Raw genomic sequence first — 16564 nt, forward strand, 5'->3', positions numbered from 1 at the left:
ATCAGGTCTTGATTTTTTTCCGCTTAGCTTTGCGTGCCTTCGCATTTGCGGGGCGTTTGCCGTGATTGGCTTTCTTCGTTTTCCGGTGGGGCTTGGCCACTGTATCGGTCGCTGTTTCTGGAGGAAAGACGTCTGGAAATGGCAAGCAAATCGGCGATTGAAACCGTCAGCCAACGCAATCGGATATTAGCGTTCGCGGTAAACGATACGACCTTTGGTCAAATCGTATGGCGAAAGCTCCACGCGAACTTTGTCGCCTGGAACGATCCGGATGAAGTGCTTTCGCATTCGACCAGCAACATGGGCCATGACCTCGTTGCCGGTTTCCAATTGCACACGAAAGCGAGTGTTGGCGAGGGCTTGTGTAACGGTGCCCTCGACTTCAAAAGCTTCTTCTTTCTTACCCAAAATTGAACCTTCTTAGCGTTTGCTAAACTGAACGCCACGGCGAGCACCACGAAGGCCTGGTTTCTTACGTTCCTTCATGCGTGAATCACGCGTCAGGAAGCTGCCTTCACGCATCGGGTCGTGCAGAGCCTCATCGTGGCTGCACAGAGCACGAGCGAGGCCCATGCGAACGGCTCCGGCTTGGCCGGTCATTCCGCCGCCCGAAACACGAATCAGCAAGTCGACCGATTCGGTCAAGCCAGCGGCTTCGAGGGTTTCAGTGATCGCGTAGCGATGTTGGTCGTTGACGAAGTACTCTTCGATCGACTTACCATTGATAGTGATTTTTCCGCTGCCTGGACGAACGCGTACTCGGGCAACGCTGCTTTTACGACGTCCTGTTCCCAGTGCGTCGCCGTTGATCTTGTCTTTTTTAACTGCAATCATGGATCAGACCCGCGTGATGCGGTCGGTGAGGGCGTGTGGGAACTAAGCGCTAGCTTTTTTGCTGGTGCGAACCAATTCAACGGGTTGCTGAGCGGTGTGTGGGTGCTCAGGGCCAGCGTAGATTTTCAGCTTGCTCAGCATTTGGCGAGCAAGTTTGTTCTTTGGCAGCATCCGGCGAACGGCGTGATACAGCAAGTATTCCGGTTTGCGATCATGGCGATCTTGGTAGCTTTCCAGACGCAAGCCTGGGTAGCCGGTGTACCAAGTGTAGTGGCGATCACGCATCTTGTTGCCCGTCATGCCGATCTTGTCGGCGTTGGTGACGATCACGAAATCACCGCAATCAACGTGAGGTGTGTACTCAGGACGATGTTTTCCCATCAGCACGACAGCGATATCGCTGGCGAGTCGACCGAGGACTTCGTCGCTGGCATCCACAACATGCCATTGCTTTTCGATTTGGCCGGGTTTGGCCATGTAGGTTCGTTGAACAGCCACTGCTCACAACTTCTGACAAAAGGGCACCGAAAATTTGAATCGCAGAACCTAATCGACTGAACCCAAATTCGGCAAGGGCTATTTGGGAAACGTTTGTAGGCTTTTTGGGCGAAATGGGATAGCCGAGCTAGCCAACCTTGAACTGAAGCTCCCCCGCGTCGGCGGGTTGGGGCCGAGTCTTGGCGGTCGCCGTTGCTTTTCGCTCCGGCTTTGCCGTCAGTTGAATCGGCGGGACGGAAGACGATCCACCATGAAACGTACGCTTGCCTTCAATGGTGTGATCGAGCACAAAAGCTCCGCCTGGCATCCCCTTTCGCGGCGAGACACGCAAGATTGACGCATGTCCGCACTGAGGGCATCGAATCCGAAGGCTATGTGTGTCCAACATCTTTTGGATGGAATTGGCAAGTTCTCGGTTTTCGTTGAGTGACGAGAGCGATTTGCCAACCAAGCCCTGAAGTTTTGATTGTAGCGTCAATCGAACGGTTCGCTGGATTCGGTTGAGTTCCCATTGCAGCGATTTCAACATCTGCCCCGTTTCGGAATTCTCGGGTGCAGAAGGTTGGCTGCCGGATGGTTGCTCGCTTTTCCCCACGTGCATCGTGGGCTTTTCATGAGCCAAGTCGCATTCTGAAGAACCACCGCCAGCGGATCCGCCATTGGATGTGTCGGGTTGATCGTCGGGTGCAGCCAAAGCGGGCGTCCAGGCGGAGGTGCGTGTCTGAGAAGCTCGAGAGGATTGGTCGGTGAACGCGAAAACGAGTTCCGTGAACTTTCCGACATGAGTCTGGACAAGAGGTTATACAAAATGTATAAGTTGTCCAGCGGGAATCGTTGTAATCGATTTTCTCTGTGTTTTCAGCGTTGTCGGAGTAGTCGCGTTGGGGGGAAAGACCGGGGCAACCGGCGTTTCCCATGCCAGCGTCACAGTTCGCCAGCGAAGAATGCAAACTCCGCTTTTGAAGCGACTTCCAGTGGCGATCTGAGCGGATTTTTAAGTAGTGTCGGCCCACTGGACATTTCCGCCCCCTTCTCGCCCGAGCAGTCAGACAGGCCCATGTCGGTCAATCAACAAACGGTCGAAGAAACCAAAGCGCAGATCCGCGGTTTGGTTAACGAAATTGCAGCTCTCACGAAGAGCGGTGCCACCGCTTCGGAGTTTTATCCGGAGTTGCTGAGCAAAATCATCACTGCCCTGGCTGCGGCCGGAGGTGCGGTGTGGATGCTGGACGAGGATCAACAACTTCGGTTGCAGTATCAAATCAACGCTGAGCCGTCGATTTTGACCGAAGGCACCGAGGATGCCGATCGCCACAACCGTTTGATCCGTCGCGCTGCCGCCTCGGGCCAATCGTTGCTCGTTCCTCCGTATAGCGGAACGACCGATGGAGACGCAGAAGGCAACCCAACCCGTTACCTGTTGGTTTTGGGGGCCCTTCAACACGACGGTCAAAAAGACGGTTTGATCGAGATCTTCCAGCGTCCCGATACCGCTCCCGATACACAGCGTGGCTACCTGCGGTTCTTGCAGCAGATGTGCGAGTTGGCTGCGGAATGGCTTCGCAGCCAAAAACTTCGCACACTCGGCGATCGTCAAACGCTGTGGCAACAAGCCGACTCGTTCGCGCGTGCCGCTCACGAATCATTGGATTTGAAAGAGACCGCCGCGATTGTCGCCAACGAAGGCAGGCGTCTGATCGGGTGCGACCGTGTCAGTGTGGCGATCAAGAAAGGTGGCAAGTGCAAGGTCGAGGCCATCAGTGGTCAGGACACAATCGAAAACCGCTCGAACATCGTTGCAGCCCTGAATGTGCTGGCCACGCGAGTTGTCGCGGCTGGCGAACCTCTGTGGCACGATGGATCCACCGAAGACTTGCCGCCGCAAATCGAAGAGGCTCTCGAAGATTACGTCGACCTTTCCTATGGCCGTAATCTTGCAGTGCTTCCGCTACGGGAGCCACAACGCAAACTCGGCCAGGAAGCTGAGATGGGTGCGGCCGGCGAAGTCGATCGCGATGATGCCCACCGTGGCGAAGTGATCGGTGCGTTGATCGTCGAGCAAATCGAAACGGATCTCCCGCCTGAAATCTTCCGTCAACGATGCGATTTGGTTTACGAGCACGGCACTCGTGCAATTGCCAACTCACAGGCTCACTCGAATCTGTTCTTGATGCCCGTTTGGCGAACGCTTGGACGAGCGACTTGGGTCTTGCGAGCTCGAACACTGCCAAAAACTTTGGGAGTGATCGGTGCGATCGCCGCTTTGATTTGTGGGTTGATCTTCATCCCGATGGAGTTTGACCTGGAAGCCGACGGAACACTCAAAGCCGAAGCTCGCCGGGAAGTCTTCGCGGGGATCGATGGCGAAGTCCGTGAAGTGCTGGTCGATCACAACTCCATCGTCCAAGCGGGTGATCCGTTGGTGAAGATGATCAACCCAGACATCGGTATCGAGTTGGAAGATCTGCGTGGCCAGATTCGAACGACGATGGCGGAACTGCAACGCATTCGAACTCAGTCCCGCAGTCGGTCGCAATTGAAAGCAACCGAACGGCGTGCAATTGAATTGGAAGAAGTTGAAGTTCAAACCAAGCTCGAAGCACAACGTGCGAAGCTGAAATTGAAAGAACAGCGTGCTGAAGACTTGGTCGTGCGTTCGCCAATCGATGGCATTGTTGTTTCGTGGGAAGTCGAAAAGATGCTGCTCAACCGTCCGATCCAAACCGGGCAAGTGTTGATGGAGATCGCTGATCTATCCAAGCCGATGTATCTCGAAATTGAGATGCCCGAAAAACGCGAAGGTCATCTGGATGAGTTCATCCACGACAACAAAGTTCAGACATTGGACGTCGACTACATCTTGGCATCCAACCCCGACGAACCGTTGCCCGCCAAGTTGCCGGTCGAAAACATCTCGTTGCGAGCGGAAACCAACGAAGAGCATGGCTCGGTCATCAAGATGCGAGTTCTGCCTGATCTGGAGGCGCTGAAAAAGCTGTCTCCGAGTCCCGGCACCAAGCTGACTGCGGACGTCAAATGTGGCAAACGAGCTAGCGGCTTTGTGTTGCTGCACGAGGTCTTCGAGTGGGCCTACAAGTTCGCTTTCTGATTCTCTTCCATGTCTTCTCTTCCGAACCTCTTCTCCTTGTCCCTCCACCAAGAGATCCCATTGATGAAATCCTGGCGATTGATCGTTGCTGCATTGGCCGGCGTTTGCGTTGCCGCAATCAGCACTGAGCCTGCCACGGCACAAACTAGCCTGAGGGGTGAGTCCCCGTTGGTCGCGGAGTATTGCCAAGTTCGATACATCCGCAAGGTTGATATTCCCGCCGAGGTGGAAGGCAAATTGGTTGAGCTGCCCATCGAAGAGGGGATGACCGTCGCCAAAGATGATCTGCTTGCATTGGTGGATGACACCTCCGCTCGATTGGCACTCGAATTCAAAAAGGCCGAAGAGAAGGAAGCTCAGCTCAATGCGGCGAACGAAGTCAACTTGAAGGACGCTCGCAACAACGAAGAGTTGGCTCGAGCCGAAGCGGAATCGTTCCGTGAGCTCTACGAAAAGGGAGCTACGCCTTATTACGAGATGAAGAAGAAGGTGCTCGAAGCCATTCGTGCATTGCTTCGAATCGACTTGGCTGAGATGCAGAAGAAGATTGCCGAGGCACAGTACATCGCGAAGCGTAGTGAGCGAGAGATCGCCGAGTTCGAACTGGACCGTCGCCGCATCACCGCGTTGTTTGATGGATACATCGAAATGCGAATCGCACAGCTCGGCGAATGGGTGCAACCTGGTTCGCCAATCGCAACGCTGGTTCAGCTTGACCGAGTACGAGTTGGTGGCGACATCGACGCATTGGCGTCCAATGGCGCTGTCCATGCCGGTGCCCCGGTTCTGGTTCGTGTTTTCAATACCGCAGACCCCGATCAAAATTTTGAAGTGCGTGCTCCGCTGGGATTTGTCAGCAGTGAAGTCGATGGTCAAAAACGCTATCGCATTTGGGTCGACGTGGACAATCAAAAGGACAGCAACGGCAATTGGATGATCAAGCCAGGGATGGAAGCAGAAATCATTTTCCAATGAATTCCGACGCATTCATCCGTTTCTGATTTCACCCGCTGCTCTTCTCTTCCTTACCTTCTCATTCGACACCTGGCCCCATGACCACTCTGGCTGAATCACTGGTAAGCAGTTCGTCACGTGCACTGACGGTGCGCCGGCGTCCTGACTTGACCGCCAGCCGCCACCACTACCAAGGACAAGGGTACTGGGTGGTCAAAGAGCCGGTGGGATTGCAGTACTTTCGTTTTCACGACGAAGAGTATTTCATCCTGAACATGCTGGATGGGCATGTCAGTTTGCAGCAAATCAAAGACGGTTTTGAGCAACGGTTCGCACCGCAAAAGATCACGTTTGGTGATTTGCAGCAGTTCATCGGAATGTTGCACCGCAGCGGTTTGGTGATCAGCAATTCGCCTGGTCAAGGAAAGTCGCTGCGAGAACGCGGGCGGAAGAAAAAGAACAAAGAGTTAATGGGGAAGATGTCCAACGTCTTCGCCGTCCGTTTTCGCGGGATCGATCCCGAGAAGATTCTCAATCGGATGTTACCGATCTTTGGATGGATCTTCACCGTTCCGGCGTTGATCTTCTTCGCTGGGTTGCTGTTGGCGGCGTCTTTGCTGCTGGCGACGCAGTACCAAACGGTTTACGCGAAACTACCGACGTTCCATCAGTTCTTTGCTGCGGATCGTTGGATTATCTTGGCCGCGACGATGGCGATCGTGAAAGTCATTCACGAATTTGGTCACGGTTTGAGTTGTAAAAAATTCGGTGGTGAGTGTCACGAAATCGGCTTCATGCTGTTGGTGTTCACACCGTGCTTGTACTGCAACGTGTCCGACTCGTGGATGTTGCCCAACAAGTGGAAACGCATTTGGATTGGTGCCGGCGGGATCTACGTCGAGATGATCCTTGCGTCGATTGCGGCGTTCGTTTGGTTCTTCAGCGAGCCGGGGACGACGATCAATGACTTGTGTTTGAACATGATGTTCTTGAACGTCGTCAGCACGATTTTGGTCAACGGGAATCCGTTGCTCCGATTCGACGGCTACTACATCATGATGGATTATTTGGAGATCCCTAACCTCCGTCAAAAGAGCACGGAAGTCCTCAAGCGTTGGTTCCAAACCACTTGCTTGGGTTTGGAATTGCAGGACGATCCATTCCTGCCCACACGCAACCAATTCATGTTTGGAATGTTCACCGTCGCCAGTGTGATTTATCGCTGGGTGGTGGTCTTTTCGATCGTATGGTTTGTGATGCAGGTTCTCGAGCCTTACGGCTTGCAAGCACTTGGACGGATTTTGGCCGTGATCGGCTTCTCGGGTTTGGTCGCTCAACCCGTCATTCAAACGTGGAAATTCATCCGCACTCCTGGGAGATTGTCAAAAGTGAAACGCGGGCCGTTGTTAACTTCGCTCGCCGTGTTGGGCGTGATCATCGCCGCGGTGTGCTACATCCCATTGCCTCACCACATTGATGCGGCATTCGAAATTCGTCCCAGTCGCGCCGGGATGGTTTACGCCGGCGTCGTCGGACGAGTGGAGGAAACCGTGCCGGTTGGGACGCTTGTCAGCACCGGCGACACGATTGCATTGCTGAAGAACCCAGAACTCGAAATTCGTTTGGCTGACCTTCACGGTGAACGCAAACTCGCTCAGGTGCAGCTAGCGAACTTGAAGTCGCGTCGATTGGACGATGCGTCGGCAAAGATTCAGATCGAAACTCAGGAAGAAATGCTCGACTCGATCGAAGCGTTGCTTGCCAAGACTCAAGAGGAACTGGACCGTTTGACCGTGCGAGCCAAACGGGATGGTTTTGTACTTCCTCCACCAGAAAAGAAGGAACAAGATCCTGGTGATGGGCGTCTACCAAGTTGGAGTGGGACACCGCTTCAAGAACGAAACCGAGGCGCGTTGCTGACAGCGGATGATTTGATCTGTGAGATTGGATCGCCCGAAGCATTCGAAGCTGTGTTGATCATCGACCAAGGTGACCGGCAGCTGGTTCGCGAATCGCAAGAGGTGGATCTGAAGCTTGATTCGCGGCGATTGGAAACGTTCCACGGTTCAATCGAAGAGATCTCAAAGAAGCCACTCGAAGCCGCCTCGGCTTCGATGTCGAGCCAGACCGGCGGCAGCTTGCAAACCGAGATCGATCCCAAAACCGGACAAATCAAACCTCGTAGTGTTTCGTATCAAGCTCGCGTGCCGATCGATGGAATCGAAATGCCATTGCGACCGGGATACCGTGGCGCGGCCAAGGTTCACGTGGACCCCATGTCGCTTGGATCACGTTTATGGCGAGTGATCATTAAAACTTTTAACTTTGACTTCTGAGTGAACAAGGAGAAAAGAGAGTCAGGTGTTATTGCCGGAACAGTCCACCGACCGCTTTGTACAAAAGGTCCTGATACTTTTCTGCCAACCGCTCTTGAGTGAGCTAGGCTTCCACCATCCTTTCCATTTGACGTGGTTTAACGTTTGGTTTTTGAAGACAAACCAAAAAAACGGATTCTTGATCCCCGCTAGTCGCTTTCGCGTTGCGACGTTGGGGGGGATCACTACATTGGCCCCAAACACGCGAATCTCAACTTACCTGTTTCCCTTTTGATTTTTTGGAGAATTTGATGGCAGACGAAACCAAGACGGCTGAAGCCCCCGCCGCAGAGAAGGCCGCTCCCGCTGAGAAAGCACAAACTCAAGCTCAGGCCCCAGTTCAAGTTCAGGTTAACGACGACAACGCTGTCGCAACCTACGCGAACTTCTGCCGCGTGACTGGTTCGCCCGAGGAGTTGATCATCGACTTCGGTCTGAACCCACAGCCGATCGGTGTGCCAAAGGACCCCATCCAAGTCAAGCAACGTATCATCGTGAACTTCTTCACCGCGAAACGTTTGCTCGCTGCTTTGCAAATGTCGGTTGCCCGTCACGAATCCGTCTTCGGTGTTCTGGAAACGGACATCAACAAACGCGTTCGTCCAGGCCTGCAACAACAGCAAGCACCTGCGAAGTCGTAATCGACCCGCAAGAATTGAGATTCAAAAAGCCATCCCGCCTGTTCTTCAGCGGGGTGGTTTTTTTGTGCGCCAGCGCAGAAGGCGAGCTCTGAGCGTATCGAGTCGAGTCGAGGTGGCAAAAACGGGCCGCATCGCGGAAGATGGCATTGCGTCGCTGGGACGCGATTCATTCTTGCCCGCCAAATACCCACCGAACGAAAGATCGGATGTCGTCTCTCGCATCCAATTCCAATCCGTCCATCGATCCTGAATCGCTGCTGCCACGCTTTGGTCTGAAAGAGTTTCGGCCTGGCCAACGCGATGTCGTCGATGCTTTGGCCGCGGGGACGGATTGTCTTTGCGTGATGCCAACCGGCGGCGGAAAAAGTCTGTGTTATCAGCTGCCGTCGCTGGCTCGCGAAGGAACCACCATTGTCGTTTCGCCTCTGATTGCGTTGATGAAGGATCAGGTCGACACGCTCCAGCGGCGAGGCATCCAAGCTCGATTGCTCAACAGCACGCAATCGCCGGGGCAACAAGAATCCGTCATGGAGGAAATGGCCGCGGGGAAGTTGGATCTGATTTATGTGGCTCCCGAGCGATTGAGGAACGGTCGCTTCTTGGATGTGGTTCCCAAAGCCAACGTGAGTTTGTTGGCAGTCGATGAAGCACACTGCGTGAGCGAATGGGGCCACGACTTTCGCCCCGATTATTCGCGTCTCGGACGATTCCGAGATCGCTATTTGGGCGGCGTTCAAACGATCGGATTGACCGCGACGGCAACGCCGACGGTTCGCGACGACATTTGCGAGTTGTTGAACCTGAAACAACCTCGCGTGTTCGTGACCGGGTTTGCGAGAACCAATTTGCGGTTCACAGTCACGCCATGCAACAACGATGTCGCCAAGCAAAACGCACTGCGTGATTATCTGTCGAAGCAGCCCGGTGCCGGCATCATCTATGGCGCGACACGCAAACGTTGCGAAGAAATCGCGGAATGGTTGCCGGAAAAGACCGGACGCAAGGTCGGCGTGTACCACGCTGGCATGCATCCGGACGAGCGACGCCGCGTGCAAGAAGCGTTCATGAAAGGAGACTTGTCCGCAATCGTTGCGACCAACGCGTTTGGGATGGGCATCGACAAATCGGATATCCGGTTTGTGGTGCACTACAACATGCCAGGTTCGTTGGAGGCGTACTATCAGGAAGCAGGCCGAGCCGGACGCGACGGGGAGATGAGCCAATGTCTTCTGTTGTTCGCTTACTCCGATCGTCAGATCCAAGAGTTCTTCATCGAGAACCGTTACCCCTCACGGGAAACGGTGAAGAAGGTTTACGAGTACCTGCTCTCGCGTGAGGAAGACCCGATTGAGCTGACATTGGATCAGGTGCGGGAAGCGATCGGTGTTCGCGACGGCAGCGAAGCGATCGGGACTTCGGAAACGTTGCTATCCAAGGCAGGTGCTCTTCGACGTTTGGACGCGAGCGCCAACCAAGCGGTGCTGCGAATTGATAGCGACGTGCCAACACTGCTTGATTTCTTGCCGCGTGAAGCCAAGTTGAAGCGTCAGGTCATGACGGCGATCGAGAAGATCGTTGGACCTCGCCGCGGAGAAGACGTCTTTGTTCGATTGAGCTACTTGGCAACACGGGCCGGCGTGGAACGGGTTCAATTGACGCGAACGCTGCGGGAACTGACGAAGCTGAAGTCGTTCGATTACATCCCGCCATTTCGAGGGCGTGCCGTTCATATCATGCGGCGGGATGTTCCATTCAATCAGTTGAAGATTGACTTCGAAGAATTGGCCAGGCGAAAACAAGCCGAGTACGAGAAATTGGATTCTGTGATCCAGTTCGCTCGTTCAACTTCGTGTCGTCAGCATGTCATCCTGACTTACTTTGGCGATCCGAATGCGGAAAATTGTGGTCGATGCGACCACTGCGATCCGGCCGGCGATTGTATGCCAAAGGTGGATCCGTCGAAGCTCGGCTCGAATTTGACGACGGCGAAGACGCTCGGAGAGAGTGGTTCGGTAGGGGCGTTGAGCGAGCAAGCCGGGATCGATATGACCGCACTGACAACCGCCATTCGTGTCATCCTCAGCGGAGTCACCCGAACACACGGACGTTTGGGGAAGAACCTGATCGCCCAAATGCTCGCCGGGTCAAAGAACAAAAAGGTGACGCAGTTGCGGCTGAGTCGACTGAGTACCTACGGAATGCTGACGGGATTGAAGCAAGGCGAGCTGACCGATGCAATGGATTCGTTATTGACCGTCGGGTTGTTGGACCAGAAAGAATTGAACGAGCGGCGACCAACCGTGCACATGACGGACCTCGGTCGCCAAGTGATGAATGGACAGGTGCCGTTGCCGCCATCTTTGCAATTGAAGTTTCCACTTGCGAAGAAGCTGGCCAAGGTCGCCAGCAAGATCGAATCGGGCGATGTCGCCGAGGAAGAGCCCGGTGACATCGAGCCAACCGTCTCGGCGGTTATGGATGTTCCGCCGAAGCAACCTGAGCGACCATCGCCACAACAGGAAAGTTCTAAAACCGAAGCAAGCGTGGTCGCGGCCGAGCCATTGACCTCGGACGATGCCGAGCAGTTGCTCGACCAAGATCTTTCGGACCGGATCAAGCGTTTTCGCCGCAAACGATCGGCGGCGTTAAATGTCGCGCCGCACCGGATTCTGTCTGAGTCAACGATCAAACGGGTGATTGAATCCAAGCCTGCCAATGCGACGCAATTGGAAGCGGTGTCAGGAATTTCCAGTGAGTTCATTGAGGCGTACGGCAGCGATCTACTGGAGTTGATCGCCAATACACTGGCAGAGCACGAGATTGACTGCCCACCAAAATCAGCCACGCCGCCTTCGAACCATTCGGTGGAACCGAGCGAGCCTGCCGAGTCACCCGCTGTCGATCCGCAACCGAGCCCTGCTGCTGATCGCCCCGATGAAAAGGTCGTTGATCCATCCGCGTGGCGAAACGAGTACTGGACCTGGAAATTATGCCGGGACGGCTACACGTTGCAGCAAATCTCCGAAATTCGCGGTGAGTCAACGGAAGCGTTGGTCGATCACTTGATCGCTGCGGCACGGGCGGGACAGACGATCGATCCCGCTTGGGCCGACACGCCGGCCAACGCAAAGCGATTGAGGAATTTGTAGTCGTTTCGGTTCGTCATACATGCACGTGCGACGAGAATCACGGTTGGCGCAGGTGGAGGTGACCGAACGAATCGCAGGTCATCGATTTTGATGGTCGGGTGCGATCAGGGCTTACTTTGGTTGATCAGCGTTGTCGGATTGGCTGAGCAGTTCGTCGATCGCTCGCAGGACGCGTTGGGCTTCGTGTTGCAAATCGGCGAGCAGTTCAGGCGAATCTTGCACGCGATTTTCTCGGCCGGCTTCCTCAATGCGTTCGGCTGCTTCCTGAAGTTGTTTGGCGCCGAGCAATCCGCAGGCTCCTTTCAGTGTGTGTGCGTTCCGACGTGTTTCATCGTTCAGGCCCGCGGGAATTTCATTGCTGAGTTGATCCACCAACTGAGCGCACTCGGTTCGAAATACAAATGCCAGTCGCAGGACGCCAGCCGTTCCGCCTGGAATGCGTGAGCGGGCCGAATCAAGATCCAGGCAACCAATGTTTTCTGGTGAGAGCGAGATCGCATCGGAGGTGGAACCCAATGACGGGAACGCGGCGTGAGCAGCGTTGATCGTGGTCGAGTCCTGCTCGGTGGCCAGATGGGCGGCTGGCGAAAAAGCTTGCTCCAATGTTTCCTCGTGTGACCCGTCGTCGGCGGGAGGCAACTCTCGTTGGTAGGGCGCTAACGCGTCACGAAGTTTACGACTGTGGATTGGTTTGGTGAGGTAACTGTCCATGCCGGCTTCGCGACAAGCGGCAGCGTCTTCGCTCATCGCCGCGGCGGTTAGAGCAACAATCGGTGTGTGACGCTCGGTGCCCCATTCCTCTTGCCGGATGGCGCGGGTCGCTTCCAGACCATCCATCACGGGCATATGCATGTCCATCAAGACAACGTCGTACGATTCGGATCGCCACTTTGTCAACGTTTCTCGGCCGTCGCTTGCGATCGAACACTTGTGGCCGAGTGAACGCAGCAAACCGGCGATGACGTGTTGGTTGGTCACGCCGTCTTCGGCGACCAACACATGGAGTGGCGCAAGTCGTTGGCGAGCGGGACCACCAAGGTCTTCCTCTTCGTCGTCGACTTCATTCGGCATCGACGCCGGGCAAACCGGCATTTTAAGTTGAAACGAAAATGTAGTGCCCACGCCAACTTCGCTTTGCAAATGCAGTTCACCGCCCATCAGTTCCACTAGTTGACGACTGATGCTCAGGCCCAGTCCGGTGCCACCAAAACGTCGCGTTGTCGAAGCATCCGCTTGAGTGAAGGGATTGAGAACTGCGTCTTGTTGTGCGGGAGGAATCCCGATACCCGAATCGCAAACGCTCAGTCGAAGTTCGACCATGTCATCGCGTTCAGGCGATTCGCGACCACTGTGTGTCGCAGCGAGATCACGATCGGCGCGTTCTTCGCGGCGAAGCACTTCGACTCGTACGCGGACGCCACCGTGGTCGGTGAATTTGATTGCGTTGCCGATCAGATTGGTCAGCACTTGGCGGACTCGTCCCGGGTCACCAATCAATCGATCAGGCAACTCCGGCGAGATGTCGCGTTGCAGTTCCAAGCCTTTTTCGGACGCTTTGAAAGAGAACGATCGCAGAGTCGATTCGATTGTTTTGCCGAGCGAGAACGGTACCGATTCCAGTTCGAGGCGTCGGGCCTCGATCTTGGAAAAATCAAGAATGTCGTTGATCAGTCGAAGCAAACCATTGGATGATTCTTGAATGATTTGAACGTAGTCCTGTTGGTCCGGATCGAGCTTCGTTTGTGACAGTAGATCCGCCATTCCGATCAAAGCGTTCATCGGCGTGCGAATTTCGTGGCTCATGTTCGCCAGAAATTCGCTTTTGGAACGGTTCGCGGCGTCGGCCATTCGGACCGCTTCATGCAGTGCAGCTTCGGAACGTTTGAGGTCCGTGATGTCGCGGGAAATTCCAAACGTGCCGATGATTTCGCCGGTGTCATTCCGCAGCGGCATTTTGGTCGTCATGCACCACGTGTCTTCTCGATCCGGCCACGTTTCGCGTTCGACTCGGTCAACGAGTGCCTCGCCCGTTTCGATCACACGCAGTTCGTCCAGCCGTGCACCTTCGGCGTGCTCGGGAGTGAAAATGTCCGCGTCGGTTCGGCCGTGAACTTCGTCGACACTGGCCCGGCCAAACTTCATCGCCATCGCGTGACTGACACGAATGAAACGGCTGTCGATGTCTTTGAAGTAGATCGAATCGGGAATGTTGGCGAGGAGCGTTTTCAGCAACGATTGCTCGAACTGCGTCGCCTTTTCTTCTTCGACTTTCGCGGTCACGTCCCAAAACAAGACCTGCACGCCGAGCAAGTTGCCATGATGATCATGCACTGCAGTTTTGACGCGTTCGATCCATCCGATCGAGTCGTCCGCCAATTTTGCCGACTCGACGCTGTGCAGCGACTCGCCCGTCTGCATGACCTTCTGGTCGTCTTCGCGATACTTTCGAGCGATCTCCGGCGGAAACAGATCTTCGTCGTGTTTGCCGGCGAGTTCTTGCCAAGTGACGCCCCGCCATTTCAGGTACGAATCATTGGCGAAGACACGCCGTCCATCCGCAGCCTTGATCAGCAGGTTCAGCGGCAACGCATTGGCGAGCGCGCGATAGGTTGAGGATGTTTGGAACTCGGAGACGCTACTCATCGGTTCACTCGGCACCGCAACGTTTGACCAACGTGATCTGATTCCCCTCGTCGTTGAACCACATCTGATCAACAAAGCTGGCAATCAGCAGCAATCCCTGTTTGTCCGCTTGTCCGACTCCGTCGGCACTGGCGGCGAGTGAGCTTGCATCGAGTTCACCGGCTTGTGGCACATTGGACGTGTCGAAGCCGGGGCCTTGATCGGTGATGACAATGCGAATGGCGTGTTCAGAAGCGGTGGCTTCCACATGTGTCACTCGGCTTTTGTAGGGTTCTTGCGACAACCGTTCCTTCATCGCGTCGTTGATCATGCCTTCGCGGGCGAGTTGTCCATGGCTCGGTTGCTTGTCCCGGGGAATTTCTAAGTTGCCATGCAGCATCGCATTGGTCAGTGAATGCTCAACGGCGACACCCAGTCGCACCATTTCAATGCTGGGCAAAAGTTCCATCCCGGCACTGACCTGCATCAACAATCCCACCAACGGCGAGATCAATTCGGGGTCCGATGGCAAATCAAAAACGAAGACGTTTTTCTTCAGCGTCGAAATCAATTTCGCGTAGGAGGCATCGCTGCGGATGACGCCGAGCACATCGACAATGGTGTCGTTAAGCAAATCCGACATACGGGTTTTGGGCACGTAACCCGCGGCACCGCGACGAAGGGCTTCGGCGGCGAGTTCCTCGCTGCCGTGGCTGGTGACCAAGATGCTGGGGATGTGCGAGAAGTTGGCTCGCATGCTCTCCACCAACTGAAGTCCATTGATTTCGGGCATCTCCAAGTCGGTGATCACGAGATCGGGAGCCTGTTCTTTCAGGTGCGAAAGACCGAGCTGTCCGTTGGCGACATGGACGACTTCGTGGTTTGCCGCCTGGAGCAGCATCGTCATTTCTACCGCCTGGGTTGCACTGTCCTCGACGAGTAAGATCTTGGCCATCGCATCTACCTCTTTCATGTTGAGCAAGCAGGACAGGCTTGGTTCCGGTGAAGGAACCACCCCTAATCTTAGGGTTAATGGGGCAGAGTGTGTGCAGTACCCTTCAAAATTGTCGCTGGAGCGAGCCGAATGACTCTTTATTTTTCTGTTGGATCGGAAACCACATCGCTGACGACAGACGACCTGCGCGACGCTCTGAAGCAGACGTTTGACGCGATCAAACGGCCCGAACGTGTGTTGTTGTTGCCTCCGGACGCGACGCGATTGTTCAGCCGCGCAGGCGAACTCACGGTGCTGTGCCACGAATTGTTGGGCGATCGAGTCAAGGACATCATGCCGGCGCTTGGCACTCACACGCCGATGAAGCCCGCCCAGCTGGACCACATGTTCCCCGGTGTGCCACACGATTTGTTCCGTCCGCACCGTTGGCGAGAGGACGTGGTGGAATTGGGGCAGGTTCCGGCGGACTTTGTCAGCGAAGTTACCGGTGGCATCTACACCAAAAGTTGGCCCGCGCAGGTCAACAAGATGCTGCGAGATGGCGGTCACGATTTGATTTTCTCGTTGGGCCAAGTTGTGCCCCACGAAGTGATCGGAATGGCGAACTACAACAAAAATGTGTTCGTCGGCACCGGCGGCGTGTCAGGGATCAACGAGAGTCACTACCTCAGCGCGATGGTTGGAATCGATGACACGCTTGGTATCGCTGACACGCCGCTGAGAAAGATCCTGAATTACGCCTCGGATCACTTCTGCGACAACATGCCTTTGCTCTACGCGTTGACCGTGATTCAGCAGATGAAGGATGGAACGAAGCACACGCGAGGTCTTTTCATCGGCGACGATCACGAAACGTTCTTTCGCGCCGCTGAACTGGCTCGCAAAGTCAACATCACGCACTTGCCAAAGGCTCCCCAGCACGTGGTCGCTTACCTGGACCCTGATGAGTTCAAAAGCACGTGGCTGGGCAACAAAGCGATCTACCGAACCCGCAAAGCGATCGCGACCGGCGGTCGATTGACCGTCATTGGTCCTGCCGTGGAAGAGTTCGGCGAAGATCCACGCATCGACCAATTGATTCGCAAGTATGGCTATCGAACCAAAGCCGAAGTGATGCAATTGGTCGCCGAAAACGAAGACCTGGCGGGCGATCCGTCGGCGGCCGCTCACCTGGTCCATGGTTCTCCGGAGAACCGATTCGAGGTCGTTTACGCAGCTGGGAAACTAACCGATGAAGAGATCGCTTCGGTTGGATTCACGCCGGGTGACTTGGATGCATTGATGAAACGTTACGACGTTCATTCACTCGAGGATGGCTTCCACACCGATGTCGACGGGTCGGAGTTTTACTTCGTACAGAATCCCGCGTTGGGATTGTGGGAAGCACCCCTGAACTGAATCAGTGTTTGTCGCGAATCAGCGTTCTA

General features: G+C 55.0%; 13 protein-coding genes. 6 read left to right on the top strand and 7 right to left on the bottom strand.

All coding sequences use genetic code 11. The annotated features are described in order from the left end of the window. Position 1 precedes the first annotated feature (1 nt). The 5 genes from RB_RS28620 to RB_RS21640 all read right to left on the bottom strand — a co-directional run bounded on the left by RB_RS28620 (position 2) and on the right by RB_RS21640 (position 2026). A complete protein-coding gene (locus RB_RS28620) occupies positions 2 to 100 on the bottom strand; it encodes a 50S ribosomal protein bL37 (protein WP_390173962.1) in 99 nt (32 codons plus the stop codon). 86 nt (positions 101 to 186) lie between these two features. Continuing rightward, positions 187 to 408, bottom strand: a complete 222-nt coding sequence (gene infA, locus RB_RS21625) for a translation initiation factor IF-1 (RefSeq protein ID WP_007328023.1) — start codon at positions 406 to 408, stop codon at positions 187 to 189. Between the two features lie 12 nt (positions 409 to 420). Then, a complete protein-coding gene (gene rpsI, locus RB_RS21630) occupies positions 421 to 834 on the bottom strand; it encodes a 30S ribosomal protein S9 (protein ID WP_011122781.1) in 414 nt (137 codons plus the stop codon). 42 nt (positions 835 to 876) lie between these two features. Next, positions 877 to 1311: a 50S ribosomal protein L13 gene (rplM, locus tag RB_RS21635; RefSeq protein ID WP_007328021.1), complete on the bottom strand. Its 435-nt coding sequence runs from the start codon at positions 1309 to 1311 to the stop codon at positions 877 to 879. Between the two features lie 148 nt (positions 1312 to 1459). After that, positions 1460 to 2026, bottom strand: a complete 567-nt coding sequence (locus RB_RS21640; protein ID WP_011122782.1) for a hypothetical protein — start codon at positions 2024 to 2026, stop codon at positions 1460 to 1462. A 363-nt stretch (positions 2027 to 2389) separates the two neighbouring features. On the opposite strand from RB_RS21640, the gene RB_RS21645 reads away from it, so the two are divergent. The 5 genes from RB_RS21645 to RB_RS21665 all read left to right on the top strand — a co-directional run bounded on the left by RB_RS21645 (position 2390) and on the right by RB_RS21665 (position 11560). After that, positions 2390 to 4441: an efflux RND transporter periplasmic adaptor subunit gene (locus RB_RS21645; RefSeq protein WP_164922336.1), complete on the top strand. Its 2052-nt coding sequence runs from the start codon at positions 2390 to 2392 to the stop codon at positions 4439 to 4441. Between the two features lie 63 nt (positions 4442 to 4504). Continuing rightward, positions 4505 to 5416: an efflux RND transporter periplasmic adaptor subunit gene (locus tag RB_RS21650; protein ID WP_231845864.1), complete on the top strand. Its 912-nt coding sequence runs from the start codon at positions 4505 to 4507 to the stop codon at positions 5414 to 5416. Positions 5417 to 5493: 77 nt separating this feature from the next. After that, complete coding sequence (locus RB_RS21655; protein WP_011122785.1) at positions 5494 to 7731, top strand: hemolysin D; 2238 nt, start codon at positions 5494 to 5496, stop codon at positions 7729 to 7731. Between the two features lie 278 nt (positions 7732 to 8009). Further along, positions 8010 to 8411: a DUF3467 domain-containing protein gene (locus tag RB_RS21660; RefSeq protein ID WP_007328015.1), complete on the top strand. Its 402-nt coding sequence runs from the start codon at positions 8010 to 8012 to the stop codon at positions 8409 to 8411. Between the two features lie 140 nt (positions 8412 to 8551). Beyond that, positions 8552 to 11560 (top strand): RecQ family ATP-dependent DNA helicase, encoded by a 3009-nt coding sequence (locus RB_RS21665; protein WP_011122787.1) that lies wholly within the window; start codon positions 8552 to 8554, stop codon positions 11558 to 11560. Positions 11561 to 11671: 111 nt separating this feature from the next. Here the strand turns inward: RB_RS21665 and RB_RS21670 are convergent, their stop codons facing one another. Both RB_RS21670 and RB_RS21675 read right to left on the bottom strand, forming a co-directional pair. Continuing rightward, complete coding sequence (locus tag RB_RS21670; protein ID WP_164922337.1) at positions 11672 to 14203, bottom strand: PAS domain-containing hybrid sensor histidine kinase/response regulator; 2532 nt, start codon at positions 14201 to 14203, stop codon at positions 11672 to 11674. A gap of 4 nt (positions 14204 to 14207) precedes the next feature. Beyond that, the gene (locus RB_RS21675; RefSeq protein ID WP_231845866.1) at positions 14208 to 15137 is read right to left on the bottom strand and encodes an ATP-binding response regulator; all 930 of its coding nucleotides are present in this window, start codon (positions 15135 to 15137) and stop codon (positions 14208 to 14210) included. Between the two features lie 129 nt (positions 15138 to 15266). Here RB_RS21675 and RB_RS21680 point away from each other — a divergent pair, with 129 nt between their 5' ends. After that, positions 15267 to 16535 carry a lactate racemase domain-containing protein gene (locus tag RB_RS21680; protein WP_007334376.1) on the top strand — a complete coding sequence of 423 codons (1269 nt, stop codon included), beginning with the start codon at positions 15267 to 15269 and terminating at the stop codon, positions 16533 to 16535. Positions 16536 to 16564 lie beyond the last annotated feature (29 nt).

Source organism: Rhodopirellula baltica SH 1, from assembly GCF_000196115.1.
Classification (GTDB): Bacteria; Planctomycetota; Planctomycetia; order Pirellulales; family Pirellulaceae; genus Rhodopirellula; species Rhodopirellula baltica.